The 14,368-nt window shown below is 57.9% G+C and carries 13 protein-coding genes and 1 riboswitch; of the genes, 6 read left to right on the forward strand and 7 right to left on the reverse strand.

Annotation, left to right across the window (positions count from 1 at the left end; translation table 11 throughout):
- Position 1: 1 nt before the first annotated feature.
- Entirely contained in the window at positions 2-1,162 is a 1,161-nt protein-coding gene (locus ACMGG5_RS02470; protein WP_208763262.1) for a glutathionylspermidine synthase family protein, read from the forward strand.
- A 93-nt stretch (positions 1,163-1,255) separates the two neighbouring features.
- Here ACMGG5_RS02470 and ygiD read toward each other — a convergent pair whose 3' ends face one another.
- A complete protein-coding gene (gene ygiD / locus ACMGG5_RS02475; protein ID WP_090418712.1) occupies positions 1,256-2,044 on the reverse strand; it encodes a 4,5-DOPA dioxygenase extradiol in 789 nt (262 codons plus the stop codon).
- Between the two features lie 196 nt (positions 2,045-2,240).
- Here ygiD and zupT point away from each other — a divergent pair, with 196 nt between their 5' ends.
- Positions 2,241-3,014, forward strand: a complete 774-nt coding sequence (gene zupT / locus ACMGG5_RS02480) for a zinc transporter ZupT (protein WP_024906487.1) — start codon at positions 2,241-2,243, stop codon at positions 3,012-3,014.
- Positions 3,015-3,046: 32 nt separating this feature from the next.
- On the opposite strand, the gene ribB is transcribed toward zupT, so the two are convergent.
- On the reverse strand, positions 3,047-3,700 hold the full coding sequence (gene ribB / locus ACMGG5_RS02485; protein WP_010435670.1) for a 3,4-dihydroxy-2-butanone-4-phosphate synthase: 654 nt from the start codon (positions 3,698-3,700) through the stop codon (positions 3,047-3,049).
- 106 nt (positions 3,701-3,806) lie between these two features.
- Positions 3,807-3,957, reverse strand: a riboswitch (FMN riboswitch).
- A gap of 119 nt (positions 3,958-4,076) precedes the next feature.
- Between ribB and ubiK the strand changes: the two genes are divergently transcribed.
- Complete coding sequence (ubiK, locus tag ACMGG5_RS02490; RefSeq protein ID WP_008502963.1) at positions 4,077-4,373, forward strand: ubiquinone biosynthesis accessory factor UbiK; 297 nt, start codon at positions 4,077-4,079, stop codon at positions 4,371-4,373.
- 78 nt (positions 4,374-4,451) lie between these two features.
- Here the strand turns inward: ubiK and hldE are convergent, their stop codons facing one another.
- The 3 genes from hldE to ACMGG5_RS02505 are packed head-to-tail and all read right to left on the reverse strand — an operon-like array spanning position 4,452 to position 10,101.
- Positions 4,452-5,882, reverse strand: a complete 1,431-nt coding sequence (gene hldE / locus ACMGG5_RS02495) for a bifunctional D-glycero-beta-D-manno-heptose-7-phosphate kinase/D-glycero-beta-D-manno-heptose 1-phosphate adenylyltransferase HldE (RefSeq protein WP_061714460.1) — start codon at positions 5,880-5,882, stop codon at positions 4,452-4,454.
- Positions 5,883-5,922: 40 nt separating this feature from the next.
- Positions 5,923-8,778 carry a bifunctional [glutamate--ammonia ligase]-adenylyl-L-tyrosine phosphorylase/[glutamate--ammonia-ligase] adenylyltransferase gene (glnE, locus tag ACMGG5_RS02500; protein ID WP_420277457.1) on the reverse strand — a complete coding sequence of 952 codons (2,856 nt, stop codon included), beginning with the start codon at positions 8,776-8,778 and terminating at the stop codon, positions 5,923-5,925.
- Between the two features lie 21 nt (positions 8,779-8,799).
- Entirely contained in the window at positions 8,800-10,101 is a 1,302-nt protein-coding gene (locus ACMGG5_RS02505; RefSeq protein ID WP_420277458.1) for an inorganic triphosphatase, read from the reverse strand.
- Between the two features lie 229 nt (positions 10,102-10,330).
- On the opposite strand from ACMGG5_RS02505, the gene ACMGG5_RS02510 reads away from it, so the two are divergent.
- Together ACMGG5_RS02510 and ACMGG5_RS02515 are read left to right on the forward strand one after the other, a co-directional pair.
- Positions 10,331-10,951, forward strand: a complete 621-nt coding sequence (locus tag ACMGG5_RS02510; protein ID WP_024906484.1) for a TIGR04211 family SH3 domain-containing protein — start codon at positions 10,331-10,333, stop codon at positions 10,949-10,951.
- A 60-nt stretch (positions 10,952-11,011) separates the two neighbouring features.
- Positions 11,012-12,253, forward strand: a complete 1,242-nt coding sequence (locus tag ACMGG5_RS02515; protein WP_157189737.1) for a multifunctional CCA addition/repair protein — start codon at positions 11,012-11,014, stop codon at positions 12,251-12,253.
- A 10-nt stretch (positions 12,254-12,263) separates the two neighbouring features.
- Here ACMGG5_RS02515 and bacA read toward each other — a convergent pair whose 3' ends face one another.
- Together bacA and folB are read right to left on the reverse strand one after the other, a co-directional pair.
- A complete protein-coding gene (gene bacA / locus ACMGG5_RS02520; protein ID WP_024906482.1) occupies positions 12,264-13,085 on the reverse strand; it encodes an undecaprenyl-diphosphate phosphatase in 822 nt (273 codons plus the stop codon).
- A 105-nt stretch (positions 13,086-13,190) separates the two neighbouring features.
- Positions 13,191-13,559 (reverse strand): bifunctional dihydroneopterin aldolase/7,8-dihydroneopterin epimerase, encoded by a 369-nt coding sequence (gene folB, locus ACMGG5_RS02525; protein WP_420277459.1) that lies wholly within the window; start codon positions 13,557-13,559, stop codon positions 13,191-13,193.
- 107 nt (positions 13,560-13,666) lie between these two features.
- Between folB and plsY the strand changes: the two genes are divergently transcribed.
- Entirely contained in the window at positions 13,667-14,287 is a 621-nt protein-coding gene (plsY, locus tag ACMGG5_RS02530) for a glycerol-3-phosphate 1-O-acyltransferase PlsY (protein WP_420277460.1), read from the forward strand.
- The last annotated feature ends 81 nt before the right edge of the window (positions 14,288-14,368 follow it).

A 14,368-nucleotide genomic window follows, 5' to 3' on the forward strand; every position in this document is an offset into this window, starting at 1 on the left:
CATGGAACGAGTCAGTATCACCGAGCGCCCGGACTGGCGCGAAAAAGCCACCGAGTACGGCTTTAACTTCCACACCATGTACGGCGAGCCGTACTGGTGTGAAGACGCTTACTACAAGCTCACGCTGGCCCAGGTTGAGAAGCTGGAAGAGGTGACGGCCGAGCTGCATCAGATGTGCCTGAAGGTCGTGGAAAAGGTCATCGACAGCGACGAGCTGATGGCAAAGTTCCGCATTCCGAAGCACACCTGGAGCTTTGTCCGCCAGTCGTGGAAAACGAATCAGCCTTCGCTTTACTCTCGCCTGGATCTGGCATGGGACGGCAAAGGCGAGCCTAAGCTGCTGGAAAACAACGCCGATACCCCAACGTCCCTGTACGAAGCGGCGTTCTTCCAGTGGATCTGGCTGGAAGACCAGGCCAATGCCGGAAACCTGCCGGAAGGCAGCGACCAGTTCAACAGCCTGCAGGAGAAGCTGATCGAGCGCTTCGCCGAGCTGCGCGAGCAGTTTGGCTTCAACCTGCTGCATCTTGCCTGCTGCCGCGACACGGAAGAAGACCGTGGCACGGTTCAGTATCTGCAGGACTGCGCTGCCGAAGCGGAGGTGGCGACCGAGTTCCTCTATATCGAGGATATCGGCCTGGGTGAAAAAGGTCAGTTTACGGATACGCAGGACCAGGTGATCAGCAACCTGTTCAAGCTCTACCCGTGGGAGTATATGCTGCGCGAGATGTTCTCCACCAAGCTGGAAGATGCTGGCGTGCGCTGGCTGGAACCGGCCTGGAAGAGCATTATCTCTAACAAAGCCCTGCTGCCGATGCTGTGGGAGATGTTCCCGAACCATCCGAACCTGCTGCCCGCGTATTTTGCGGAAGATAATTACCCGCAAATGGAGAAATACGTCGTTAAGCCGATCTTCTCCCGCGAAGGCGCGAACGTGTCGATTATCGAAAACGGTAAGACGCTGGAAGCGGTTGAAGGGCCGTACGGCGAAGAAGGGATGATCGTCCAGGAATTCTATCCGCTGCCGAAGTTTGGCGACAGCTATACGCTGATTGGCAGCTGGCTCATCAACGATCAACCGGCCGGAATTGGCATTCGCGAAGATCGCGCGCTGATCACGCAGGATCTGTCGCGGTTCTATCCGCATATTTTTGTGGAGTAAGACTGCGGCCTGATGCCCTCACCCCAGCCCTCTCCCACAGGGAGAGGGTGCACACACTAAAAACGGCAACCTGAAGTTGCCGTTTTGCTTTTATTACCCCACCTGCACCGACAGCATACTCAGACTCCCCATCTCAATCCCGTCGACCGGGATCGTAACCGGCTCCTGACCATCCCACGCGCCAAGTACATACAGCAGCGGCAGGAAGTGTTCCGGCGTCGGGTTAGAGAGCGAACCGCCCTCATGATCCAGATAGTTCACCAGCGGATGCTCCTCAGCCGAACCCTGCCAGGTCAGGTTCGCTTTAACGTAGTCGTTAAAAGCGGTCGCCCATGGATATGGCGTGTTTTCACCGTGCCAGCGCGCCGTACGAAGGTTGTGCACCACGTTGCCGCTTGCCACCAGCATGATGCCTTCATCACGAAGCGTTGCCAGCTTGCGGCCCATTTCCAGATGCCAGGCGGCCGGTTTGGTGCTGTCGATGCTCAGCTGCACCATCGGGATATCCGCATCAGGATACATTTTAATCAGCACGCCCCACGAGCCGTGGTCAAAACCCCAGGCTTCTTTATCCAGCGTTACAGGGACAGGCGCCAGCAGATCCACCAGCCTTTGTGCCAGCTCAGGCGAGCCGGGGGCTGGATAGTGCGTGTCATACAGCGCCTGCGGGAAGCCGCCAAAATCATGAATGGTCTTTGGCGCTTCCATGGCGGTCACGCCCGTTCCACGGGTGAACCAGTGCGCGGATACCACCACAATCGCTTTTGGACGCGGCAACGTCTCGCCCAGGCTACGCCATGCGCGGGTATAGACGTTGTCTTCCAGAACGTTCATAGGGCTGCCGTGACCTAAAAACAGGGCTGGCATACGGGAAGAAGTCATGGTGATATCCTTACAGAAGGTGTCAATTTAATGGTGCTACATTACGCGCAATCCGGCAAAGATGAACGCAGATAAGCGTGAAGATCATCATCAGGAAATTTGAATGTAAGGAATGTGTAAAGCCGTGGTTCGCCCCTCGCTTTGCCAGAAATGAATCATTTATATTAATGAGAATCATTATCACAAGGAGTTATGCATGTCAGTCCCCTTGATCCTGACCATACTCGCGGGCGCTGCGACCTTTATCGGTGCGATCCTCGGCGTACTTGGTCAAAAGCCCTCTAACCGCGTGCTGGCCTTCTCGCTGGGCTTTGCTGCCGGGATCATGCTGCTCATCTCCCTGATGGAGATGCTGCCTGCCGCGCTGGGCACAGAAGGCATGTCTCCGCTGCTGGGTTACGGCATGTTTGTTTTTGGCCTGCTGGGGTACTTTGCCCTCGACCGGATGCTGCCGCACGCGCATCCGCAGGATTTAATGCAGAAAAACGTAACGCCCATGCCGCGGAATATTAAGCGAACGGCGGTTCTGCTGACGCTGGGCATCAGCCTGCATAACTTCCCGGAAGGGGTCGCCACCTACGTGACGGCCAGCAGCAATCTGGAAATGGGCTTTGGCATCGCGCTGGCGGTCGCCTTACACAATATTCCTGAAGGACTGGCCGTCGCCGGTCCGGTCTACGCCGCCACGGGCTCGAAACGCACCGCAGTGTTCTGGGCAGGTATTTCCGGGATGGCCGAAATCCTTGGCGGCGTGCTGGCCTGGCTGATCCTTGGTAGCCTGGTCTCCCCGGTAGTGATGGCGGCGATTATGGCAGCGGTAGCCGGGATCATGGTTGCACTTTCGGTGGATGAACTGATGCCGCTGGCGAAGGAGATAGATCCTAACAACAACCCCAGCTATGGCGTGCTGTGCGGAATGTCGGTGATGGGATTAAGCCTGGTTCTGCTGCAGACCGCAGGAATCGGGTAAAAAAACGCCGGGATATCCCGGCGTTTTTATTATCAGCTGGCTTTGCGCTCGTGCGCCTGGCGATACTCCACCAGATCTTCAATCGTGACCACCGGCATGTTGTGCAGACGCGCAAAGGTGATGCACTCCGGCGCGCGCGCCATGGTGCCGTCATCGTTGGTCAGTTCACACAGCACGCCCGCAGGTTTGAAGCCCGCCAGCGTCACCAGGTCGATGGTCGCTTCGGTGTGACCGCCGCGGGTCAGGACGCCGCCCGCCTGCGCGCGCAGTGGGAAGACGTGGCCTGGACGATGCAGATCGGATGGCTTCGCACCATCAGCAATCGCGGCACGTACGGTGGTCAGACGGTCAGCCGCAGACACACCGGTGGTCACGCCATGCGCCGCTTCAATAGTCACGGTAAAACCGGTACCAAAGGCGCTGGTGTTGTTTTCGACCATCATCGGCAGCTCGAGCTGCTTACGACGATCTTCGGTAATACACAGGCATACGATGCCGCTGCCGTGACGGATGGTCAGCGCCATCTGTTCAACGGTCATGTTTTCGGCGGCGAAAATCATGTCGCCTTCGTTTTCACGGTTTTCATCGTCAAGCACCATCACACCGCGGCCTTCGCGCAGTGCATCCAGTGCATGTTCAACACGTTGAGTTGAAGTGCCAAAAGAGGAAAGTAGCGTCTGATTCATGGTAAAAAAACCTCATTAACATTATGGTTACCAGAATCAGGGCAGTCTTAGGAGCGCCGTATAAGCGGCAAAAAGATAACGTGAGCGGGCCCATGCCCGACTGGATCGTTACTCTCTCCCATCCGGACTCTAACCGTCGGCCCCGGAATTACACCGGATCTGCTGACCTTTGAGTTTTCACCCAAAGCGCTCGCGGGCTTTCAGCGTCACGCTGATTTACCGCCGGTGGGGAATTTCGCCCCGCCCTGAGAATAAGCGAGATAACTATAACGCTATTGATTATCCTGGGCAATGCATAAGCATCAAACAATTTTGTTTACCCCGGGCATGACGCGCTACAATGGACACTGACACCTTTCCATCAAGGGAAACGACAATGATTGACCCGAAAAAAATTGAGCAGATCGCGCGTCAGGTTCATGAATCTATGCCAAAAGGCATTCGTGAATTTGGTGATGACGTTGAGAAGAAAATCCGCCAGACGCTGCAGGCGCAGTTGGTTCGCCTTGATTTAGTCAGCCGTGAAGAATTTGACGTGCAGACCCAGGTTCTGCTGCGCACCCGCGAGAAGCTGGCGCTGCTGGAACAGCGTCTGACCGAGCTGGAAAACCGCAATGCGCCGGAAGAAGTGAAGCCGGCGCCGGCTATTCCGCCGGTGGATAACCAGGAGTAAGTGCGGCCTGATGCCCTCACCCCAGCCCTCTCCCACAGGGAGAGGGTGAAAAAAAACGGGCCAACTGGCCCGTTTTTTTTACTGACTGTCTTTCTGGATCTTCCTGATGATGTTGGTGGTGGAACACCCGTCCTCAAAGTTGAGCACCATCACCTCGCCGCCGTTGGCCCAGACCTCTTCGCTGCCCGCGATTTGCTCCGGCTTGTAATCCCCGCCTTTTACCAGCAGATCCGGCAGAATACCGGCAATCAGGCGCTGCGGTGTGTCTTCTTCAAACGACACCACCCAGTCCACGGCTTCCAGCGCGCCGAGCACGATCATCCGCTGCTCAAGCGGGTTCACCGGACGCGTTTCACCCTTCAGGCGTTTCGTCGACGCATCGCTGTTGACCGCCACAATCAGGCGATCGCCCAGCTTGCGCGCATTCGCCAGATAGGAGACGTGGCCCGCGTGCAGGATGTCAAACACGCCGTTGGTCATCACCACTTTCTCACCGCGCTTGCGCGCGGCGGCGACGGCCACTTTAAGCTCGTCTTCGGTCATAACGCCAAAACCGGTGTCCGCACGGCCGCGCACCGCGTTTTCCAGCTCGATTGGGGAAACGGTTGAGGTACCGAGCTTACCAACGACCACACCCGCCGCGGCGTTAGCGAAGTAGCACGCCTCTTCCAGGGAGTTTCCTGCGGCCAGCGTCGCCGCCAGCACGCCGATCACCGTATCACCGGCACCGGTCACGTCGTACACTTCCTGCGCCTGGGTTGGCATATGCAGCGGCGCCTTGCCCGGCTGCAGCAGCGTCATCCCCTGCTCGGAGCGGGTCACCAGCAGCGCGGACAGCTCAAAATCAGCAATGATCTTCATGCCGCGCTCAACCAGCTCTTCCTCGGTTTTGCACTTGCCCGCCACCGCCTCAAACTCGGAGAGGTTTGGCGTCAGCAGCGTCGCGCCGCGATAGCGCTCAAAGTCGGTGCCTTTCGGGTCGATCAGCACCGGCACGCTGGCTTTACGCGCCAGCTGGATCATCGTCTGCACGCTCGCCAGCGCGCCTTTCGCGTAGTCGGACAGCACCAGCGCGCCGATATTGCCCAGCGCCTGGTTAATGCGCTCGTGCAGCGGCTCGGGATCAACGCCTTCGAACCCTTCTTCAAAGTCGAGGCGGATCAGCTGCTGGTTGCGAGACAGCACGCGCAGCTTGGTGATGGTCGGGTGGGTCGGAACCGAAACGAAGTCGCACTTCACGTTCACGTCCGCCAGCGACTTACTCAGCGCGCGCGCCGCATCGTCGATGCCGGTCAAGCCCACCAGACGCGAGTGCGCGCCCAGAGAGGCAATGTTCATCGCCACGTTTGCCGCGCCGCCGGGACGCTCTTCAATGGTGTCGACCTTTACCACCGGTACCGGTGCTTCCGGAGAGATGCGGCTGGTCGGTCCATACCAGTAGCGATCCAGCATCACATCCCCAACAACCATTACCCCAGCACGTTCAAACTCTGGCAGTGTTACTTTCATTCCTGACTCCAGAAAGATTCACAATTTGCGCGCGATAATATCACACTTGATTTGTTACGCACGGTTCCACCAGCCACTTCTGCCAGCTGGCCGTTACCTGAGCGCGTTCTGCGACAAAACAGTCCAGCGCCACGTGGCCCGGCTGCTCCTGCAGCGCCAGGTGGTGAAGCTCGTCGCGCAGCGTCGTGTAGGCGCGGGTTAAGGCCTGCGCCTCCTGCTCGTCCATGATGTCGTTTTGCGCCAGCAGTTCCAGAATGCGCACGTTATCGGACCAGCGGGTCAGCTTCGGCTTGTCGTGGGCGTGGAGCAGCACCAGATACTGGGTAATGAACTCAATATCGGTGATCCCGCCCTCGTCGGCTTTGATATCAAAACGATCGCGGTGTTTATTGCCGAGATGCGCGCGCATTTTCTCGCGCATCTCGCGCACTTCGGTCTGCAGCGTACTGCCCTCGCGTGAGGTGGTCATGACGTCCTTACGGATGGCATCGAACTGCGTTTTGAGCTGCGGATCGCCATACACCACGCGGGCGCGCACCAGCGCCTGATGCTCCCATGTCCAGGCTTCATTCTTCTGGTAATCGGCGAAGGATTCCGTTGAGGTCACCAGCATGCCCGCCGCGCCGGACGGACGCAGGCGCGCATCGACTTCATACAAAATGCCCGACGAGGTGCGGGTGCTGAACAGGTGCATGATGCGCTGCGCCAGGCGCAGGTAGAACTGACGCCCGTCAATCTCACGCTCGCCGTCGGTCATCACGTCAACCGGGCAGTCGTGCAGGAAGATTAAATCCAGATCGGAGCTGTATCCCAGCTCCCAGCCGCCAAGCTTGCCGTAACCGACCACGGCAAACCCTCGCCCCTCACGGTCAGCAAGGTGCTTCGGCTGGCCGTAGCGGGCCACCATCTGCACCCACGCCTGCTGCACTACCGCGTCGATGATCGCCTCCGCGAGCCAGGTTAAGTGATCGCTCACTTTCATCACCGGCAGCGTTCCGGCGATATCCGCAGCCGCCACGCGCAGCATCTGCGCCTGCTTAAACTGCCGCAGCGCCTCCAGCTGCTGCTCTTCGTCTTCTTCCGGCACGCGCAGCAGATACTGACGCAGCTCGTCCCGGTAGGCATCCGTCGCCGTGGGTTGATACAGGGTGTTCGGGTCGAGCAGTTCATCCAGCAGCAGCGGATAGCGCGCCAGCTTGTTGGCCACCATCGGCGAGGCGGCGCAGAGCGTAATCAGATGCTTCAGCGCCCCCGGAAACTCGCTCAAAAGTTCAAGGTACGTGGTGCGCGTGATGATCCCGCTCAGCAGCGGCATCATGCGCGACAGCGGCACCGGCGCATCCGCCCGCGAGCAGACCTCGCTCAGCAGGTGCGGCATCAGGTGATCCAGCACCTGACGGCCGCGCGGGCCGATGGCGCGTTTGTTCAGTTCGAGACGGAAATCCGCGATTAGCGCCACCACGCGATGCCGGGCATCGTCACTCAGGTGCGCCAGCACGGGAGTCGTGTCATCTTCCTGGAGCGCATCCTGCCACAGCTCGCGCCAGTGCTCGGAAAGCGCATCGTCCTGCGATTCGCTTTCGTCATCACCGATCAGTTCGTTAAAGATGCGGCGCACGCCTGCCATATGGGCATCGAGCCGTTCGGTCAGCGTTGACCAGTCGTCCACCCGCATCCCCCAGGCCAGACGCGCTCGATTAAGGTCATCCCCCGGCAGGGTCTGAGTCTGTTCGTCGTTGATGCTTTGCAGCAGGTTTTCCAGACGACGCAGGAACAGATAGGCCTCGCGCAGGGTTTGCGCGTCGCCGTCCGGCAGCAGGTGCAGCTGCTCGATGGCGCTCAGCGTCGGCAGCAGAGAGCGGGACTGCAGGGACGGCTCACGGCCGCCGCGAATCAGCTGGAAGACCTGGACGATAAATTCGATTTCGCGAATGCCGCCCGCGCCGAGCTTGATGTTGTCCTTCAGCCCACGACGGCGAACCTCACGGGCGATCATCCCTTTCATATTGCGCAGGGACTGGATGACGCTGAAGTCGATATAGCGACGGAACACGAACGGGCGCAGCATGGCGCGCAGCTCGTTGGCGTAAGCGTCGTCGCTGTCACCCATGATCCGCGCTTTGACCATCGCGTAGCGCTCCCAGTCGCGCCCCTGCTCCTGGTAATAATCTTCCAGCGCGGCAAAGCTCAGCACCAGCGGGCCGCTGTCGCCAAACGGACGCAGGCGCATGTCCACACGGTAAACAAAACCGTCCTGCGTGGGCTGATCCAGCACCTTAATCAGACGCTGACCGAGACGGGTAAAGAACTGGGCGTTGTCCAGCTCGCGACGGCCGCCGCGCGTGGAGCCGTTCTCGGGCCAGGCAAAAATCAGGTCGATATCGGAGGAGAAGTTCAGCTCGCAGCCGCCCAGCTTGCCCATCCCCAGAATCAACAGCGGCTGAGGAACCCCTTCCTCGCTGCACGGCGTGCCCCACTCTTTACAGCAGGCGGCGTAGAGCCAGTCGCGCGCGGCGACAATCAGCGTTTGCGCCAGCTCGCTTAGCTGCTGCAGCGTACTCTCTTCGCTCACCAGCTCCAGCGCCTGAGCCCAGGCAATACGCACCATCACCCGACGGCGGAACTGACGCAGGACGCGCATCAGCGTCGTCTCATCCGCTACGTCTTCGAGTGCGGCCTGCAGCCAGCCGGCGTAATGCCGCCACTCGTCCGCCTGCGGCGGCGCGTTCTCAAGCTCCACCAGCCAGTCCGGGTAGACGGTGATGCTTTCCTGCACAAAATCACTGAAGGCGAGTACGCTTTTCGCCTGCTCGCTTAACGATGACGCCGGTAATGACTCAGGCAGACGTTCGCAAACGGTCTGCCACTGCTGCTGTAACGGTGAAGAAAGCGGCATTCTAGGGGTTCCTTGCCAGAGTTAACGTTTTCCGCTGTGCAGCCAGAACGGCTCCTGCGAAATGGCCTCGTTACGGAAATGCTCAATCTCAATATGCTGGCGGGTTTCGATGGCATGCTTCAGCCCCTGCCAGTTTTCCAGCCACGCCTGCGCCTGTGGCCCGTCGTAGGCACCGGAAAGGAGCAGCATGCTGTCGATGTTGCGCGACAGACGGGGAAGCTGATCGCCATACTTATCGCCGAGCGGATAGGCAAAGGTGCTCTTCAGTTCAGCGGCATGACGGGAAAGATGAATATCCGCAAAACGCTTAAAGTTTTCCGCGATTTTGGCCTCTGCTTTCGCATCCAGGAAGGCGCGCCAGCCGCGCGTCACCAGAAACTCGGTCAGCGCCAGTTTTGCCGTGGCGGTTTGCGGGCTGTAGATCGCCGTTTGCGCCGAGACATCGGAGAGCATCAGCGTTTCGGTCTGCGTCAGCAGGTCACGTAAGTGAGCGCTCGCTTTGCGAGGAACAATACCACCGAATAGCGTCAGGATATGGCGCACCAGAGCAATCGCCGCCAGCACGTGGGATTTGGCGTTTTTCACATTCCGCACCCACAGCTCTTCATGGTATTGCCACTGAGAAAGCGCCAGCTCCAGCGCAGCTTCCAGACCCTGTTCAACGCTGGCTTTCGGCGCAACGTGCAAAATGGTCGTCTCTTTCAGCACGCGCGGCGCATTTCCGGCGGCCAGATGGTAACCTCGCGCGGCTTTACTCAGGCTTCCCTGACGTAATCCGGACTGGTTTACCAGCCTGCGCGCCAGCTTCAGCACGTCATTGGCGTCCCCTTCCAGCAGCTCAAGCTCCAGTTCGCAAATCGGTTCCTGGAACTCACCCGCCTTCACGTCCCCCAGATCGAGGGCAATTTCGATGCGGCTTTTACCTTCCGTCACCAGCCATTTTTCGCGCCAGAAATCGGTGCTGAACAGCGGCTGCACCTGTTCCGCCAGCGTGGAAGGCAGCTCGCCTTCCGGCCAGACTTCCGCCGGAAAACGTTCCAGCTCAAGTTCTGGCTTGCTGATGTCGATATTGTATTCCGGGCGCTGATGTAAGCCGCCGACCACGCGGCCGGCAATTTTCATCGTCATCTCGTAGCGCCCGCCCGCGCCGCGGATACGCAGCCCCATATCGTGGCGGCGCAGCCAGTTGTCTGGCGTTTCGTAATAGATATTAAGCAGTTGTACCGGTGCATGGTGTTCGCCGGAAAGCGTATGCAGATGCTGGCGGAGTGCGTCAACGCTGTCTTTTTCGACGATAAACTTTAATTCGATTTCTTGTGCCATAGCCTTGTACTTTTGCGTGCGTCACAGACGCGTCAATGAGGGCGAACTTCCTCGCCATTTGTTTGTCAGTACATAGTATTTTGCGCCAAATTGCCATGCAATGAGCAATTTGTCGGGCGTAAATGTGTAGAGTCGTGACACAGATGATTCTGATTGCTGACGAATGCTTTGCGTAGAGACACTGTTGCCACTACTATCGTTCCACTATTTATGAAAATAACGACTAATGATGCTTAAATTACGCCTGATTGGACTTACTTTACTCGCTTTTAGCGCCGCAACCGCCGTGCACGCTGAAGAAAAGCGTTACGTTTCTGACGAACTGAACACCTGGGTACGCAGTGGCCCCGGAGATAATTATCGCCTCGTGGGCACGGTAAATGCCGGCGAGGAAGTCACCCTGTTACAAACCAATGCGGACACCAACTACGGTCAGGTTCGCGACAGTACCGGTCGTACTTCCTGGATCCCGCTGAAAGAGTTGAGCACCGTGCCAAGCCTGCGCACGCGCGTGCCGGATCTGGAAAACCAGGTGAAGACCCTGACCGACAAGCTGAACAACATCGACGGCACCTGGAACCAGCGCACCGCTGAAATGCAGCAGAAAGTGGCGCAAAGCGACGGTGTGATTAACGGCCTGAAAGAAGAGAACCAGAAACTGAAAAACGAGCTGATTGTCGCGCAGAAGAAAGTGAATGCCGCCAACCTGCAGCTCGACGACAAACAGCGCACCATTATCATGCAGTGGTTTATGTATGGCGGTGGCGTGCTGGGCGTGGGTCTGGTACTGGGTCTGGTCCTGCCGCATCTGATCCCAAGCCGTAAGCGTAAAGACCGCTGGATGAACTAATTCGTCTTCTCTGCCAGACTTACGTATCATTCTGGAAAAGAGAAAACGGGAGAGTTGGGCGTGAAGAGTTATCTGGTCGGTGGTGCGGTACGTGATGCGTTGTTAGGTCTGCCGGTCAAAGATAAAGACTGGGTGGTGGTTGGCGCCACCCCTGAAGAGATGCTCGACGCGGGCTACCAGCAGGTAGGCCGCGATTTTCCCGTGTTCCTGCACCCGAAAAGCCGTGAAGAGTATGCCCTGGCGCGTACCGAGCGGAAATCGGGCTCGGGCTATACGGGCTTCACCTGCTATGCCGCGCCGGACGTGACGCTGGAGCAAGATCTCCTGCGCCGCGATCTCACCATCAACGCGCTGGCGCAGGACGAGCACGGGCAGATCGTAGACGCCTATGGCGGTCAGGACGATCTGCGCAACCGTCTTTTACGTCACGTCTCCCCGGCGTTTTCTGAAGATCCGCTCCGCGTGCTGCGCGTGGCGCGCTTTGCCGCGCGTTACGCCCATCTCAGTTTCCGTATTGCCGATGAGACAATGGCGCTGATGACCGCCATGACCGAGGCGGGCGAGCTTGAACACCTGACGCCAGAGCGCGTCTGGAAAGAGACGGAAAATGCGCTCACCACGCGTAACCCGCAGGTCTTTTTCCAGGTCCTGCGCGACTGCGGCGCGCTGAAGGTGCTGTTCCCGGAAATAGACGCGCTGTTTGGCGTACCTGCCCCGGCAAAATGGCACCCGGAAATTGATACCGGCATACACACGCTGATGACCCTGAGCATGGCGGCCATGCTCAGCCCTGACGTGGACGTTCGCTTTTCCACCCTGTGCCACGATCTCGGCAAAGGCTTAACGCCAAAAGAATTCTGGCCTCGCCACCACGGACACGGTCCGGCAGGGGTGAAGCTGGTCGAGGGGCTGTGCCAGCGTCTGCGCGTGCCGAACGAGATCCGCGATCTGGCGAAACTGGTGGCCGAATTCCACGATCTGATCCATACCTTCCCCATCCTGAAACCGGCCACCATCGTTAAGCTTTTCGATAATATCGACGCCTGGCGCAAACCCCAGCGCGTAGAGCAAATCGCGCTGACCAGCGAAGCTGACGTGCGCGGGCGTACCGGGTTTGAAGCGTGCGACTACCCGCAGGGACGTTTACTGCGTAAAGCCTGGGAGGTGGCGAAAGCGGTGCCCACGAAGGACGTTGTCGAGGCGGGATTCAAAGGACCGGAAATTCGCGAAGAACTCACGAAACGGCGAATTCAGGCGGTGTCTGACTGGAAAGAAAAGCATTGCCCTCAGCCAAAAGACTGAGGGCCATCGGTCAGAAGAAGACCACGTACACCGCAGCCGCGACGATAAAGCGATAGATCGCGAACGGAATAAACGAGATACGCTTAATCAACTGCAGGAAGGTTTTGATGGCAATCAGCGCCACGATAAACGCGGTGATGAAGCCAACGGCGAACATCGGAATGTCGCCAGCCGTCAGGAAGTGATAGCTCTTATAGACGTCGAGTACAGTGGCGCCCATCATCATCGGCACCGCCAGCAGGAACGAGAACTCTGACGCGGCGTAACGGCTTACGCCCATCAGCATCCCGCCGGAGATGGTAGCGCCTGAACGCGAGAAGCCCGGCCACAGCGCCAGACACTGGAAGCAACCAATGATAAACGCCTGACGATACGTCATATCGTCCAGACCTTCCGCGCGCGGCGTTTTTGGCTTCAGCACTTCCGCGGCGATCAGCAGGAAGCCCCCCACCACCAGCGCGTACATCACGTTAATTGGGTTAAACAGCGATTTGATGGCGTCGTGGAAAACCAGGCCCAGCACCACCGCAGGTATCATCCCGAGCAGAATATGGATCAGCGACAGGCGACCTTTACTCATCCCTTCGTGCTGCGGCGGACGGCCAAAATGGATGCCGATCAGGCCAAACAGACGGCGCCAGAACATCACCACCACCGCCAGAATAGACCCCAGTTGGATCACCACTTCGAACGTTTTGGCGGTATCGCCTTCAAAGCCCAGCAGATGGCCAACGATAATCATATGGCCCGTACTGGACACCGGCAAAAACTCCGTCAATCCTTCGACCACACCCAGTATTGCCGCCACCAGCAGCGAGTGCATATCGCTCATCTATAAACCCCTAAAAAGATATAAAAAAACGGTGTCCCATACGGACAACCGATAAGATACAGTCCTGAGACCGGTATAACCTAAATTGGTTTAGCAATTATGACGTTAATTCTTGCCTTTCAGATTTGTGCCACGCTCAATGATGACGCCAACGTTGGCGGCGCGCGCCACCGCGCCCGGTTTACTCAGCTTGATGCGCACCCACGGTGAGTTAAATTTTTTCAGCAGCAATTCTGCGACTTCTTCAGCCACCCGTTCGACCAGCGCAAAACGTTGCCCTTCCACATGGCTGATGACCGTTTCACTGATGTCGGCATAGCTCAGACAGTCGTTCACGTCATCGCTTTTTGCCGATTTGCGGTTATCCCAGCCCATTTCGATATCGAACACCAGTTTCTGCTCGATGGTCTGTTCCCAGTCGTAAACACCAATAGTGGTGATTACCGAAAGTTGCTCTATAAATACAATATCCATCACGACCTGCCTGCTTTTTGGCTAAACCGGATACCACTTCCGGCGAATTATGCGTATTATCCACAGATGCTGAGAATACAGATACATTTTCAAAACGGAACAGCGTTATGAGTGCAATCGCGCCTGGAATGATCCTCCTCGCCTATCTTTGCGGCTCAATCTCCAGCGCCATTCTGGTCTGCCGCATTGCCGGGTTACCTGACCCGCGTGAAAATGGTTCCGGGAATCCGGGGGCGACCAACGTACTACGAATTGGCGGCAAGGGAGCAGCCGTAGCGGTTTTGATTTTTGATGTTCTGAAAGGGATGCTACCCGTCTGGGGCGCGTATGCGCTGGGCGTCACGCCGTTCTGGCTGGGGCTCATTGCTATTGCTGCCTGCGTCGGCCACATCTGGCCCGTATTCTTCGGCTTTAAAGGCGGCAAAGGTGTGGCGACCGCCTTTGGTGCCATTGCCCCCATTGGCTGGGACTTAACCGGCGTCATGGCCGGGACCTGGCTTCTGACCATTCTTCTGAGCGGCTATTCGTCGCTGGGCGCTATCGTCAGCGCGCTGATCGCCCCGTTCTACGTCTGGTGGTTCAAACCCCAGTTCACCTTCCCGGTGTCGATGCTCTCCTGCCTTATCCTGCTGCGTCATCACGACAATATCCAGCGCCTGTGGCGTCGTCAGGAGACCAAAATCTGGACGAAGCTCAAGAGGAAGAAAAAAGACGCTCCGAGGGGTTAGTTATGCCTTATAGCCAAATGTGATTTTGGTCACCTTCTGCCTGTGGTAACTGTTAGGAACACAACACAACCACATAAGAAA

Source organism: Enterobacter sp. BNK-34 (assembly GCF_048684445.1).
In the GTDB taxonomy this organism is placed as follows: Bacteria; Pseudomonadota; Gammaproteobacteria; order Enterobacterales; family Enterobacteriaceae; genus Enterobacter; species Enterobacter pseudoroggenkampii.

Bases quoted from the DNA above. Each gene is read 5' to 3' on its own strand.
- ACMGG5_RS02470 (WP_208763262.1), top strand. From the start codon at position 2: ATGGAACGAGTCAGTATCACCGAGCGCCCGGACTGGCGCGAAAAAGCC.
- ygiD (WP_090418712.1), bottom strand. From the start codon at position 2,044: ATGACTTCTTCCCGTATGCCAGCCCTGTTTTTAGGTCACGGCAGCCCT.
- zupT (WP_024906487.1), top strand. From the start codon at position 2,241: ATGTCAGTCCCCTTGATCCTGACCATACTCGCGGGCGCTGCGACCTTT.
- ribB (WP_010435670.1), bottom strand. From the start codon at position 3,700: ATGAATCAGACGCTACTTTCCTCTTTTGGCACTTCAACTCAACGTGTT.
- ubiK (WP_008502963.1), top strand. From the start codon at position 4,077: ATGATTGACCCGAAAAAAATTGAGCAGATCGCGCGTCAGGTTCATGAA.
- hldE (WP_061714460.1), bottom strand. From the start codon at position 5,882: ATGAAAGTAACACTGCCAGAGTTTGAACGTGCTGGGGTAATGGTTGTT.
- glnE (WP_420277457.1), bottom strand. From the start codon at position 8,778: ATGCCGCTTTCTTCACCGTTACAGCAGCAGTGGCAGACCGTTTGCGAA.
- ACMGG5_RS02505 (WP_420277458.1), bottom strand. From the start codon at position 10,101: ATGGCACAAGAAATCGAATTAAAGTTTATCGTCGAAAAAGACAGCGTT.
- ACMGG5_RS02510 (WP_024906484.1), top strand. From the start codon at position 10,331: ATGCTTAAATTACGCCTGATTGGACTTACTTTACTCGCTTTTAGCGCC.
- bacA (WP_024906482.1), bottom strand. From the start codon at position 13,085: ATGAGCGATATGCACTCGCTGCTGGTGGCGGCAATACTGGGTGTGGTC.
- folB (WP_420277459.1), bottom strand. From the start codon at position 13,559: ATGGATATTGTATTTATAGAGCAACTTTCGGTAATCACCACTATTGGT.
- plsY (WP_420277460.1), top strand. From the start codon at position 13,667: ATGAGTGCAATCGCGCCTGGAATGATCCTCCTCGCCTATCTTTGCGGC.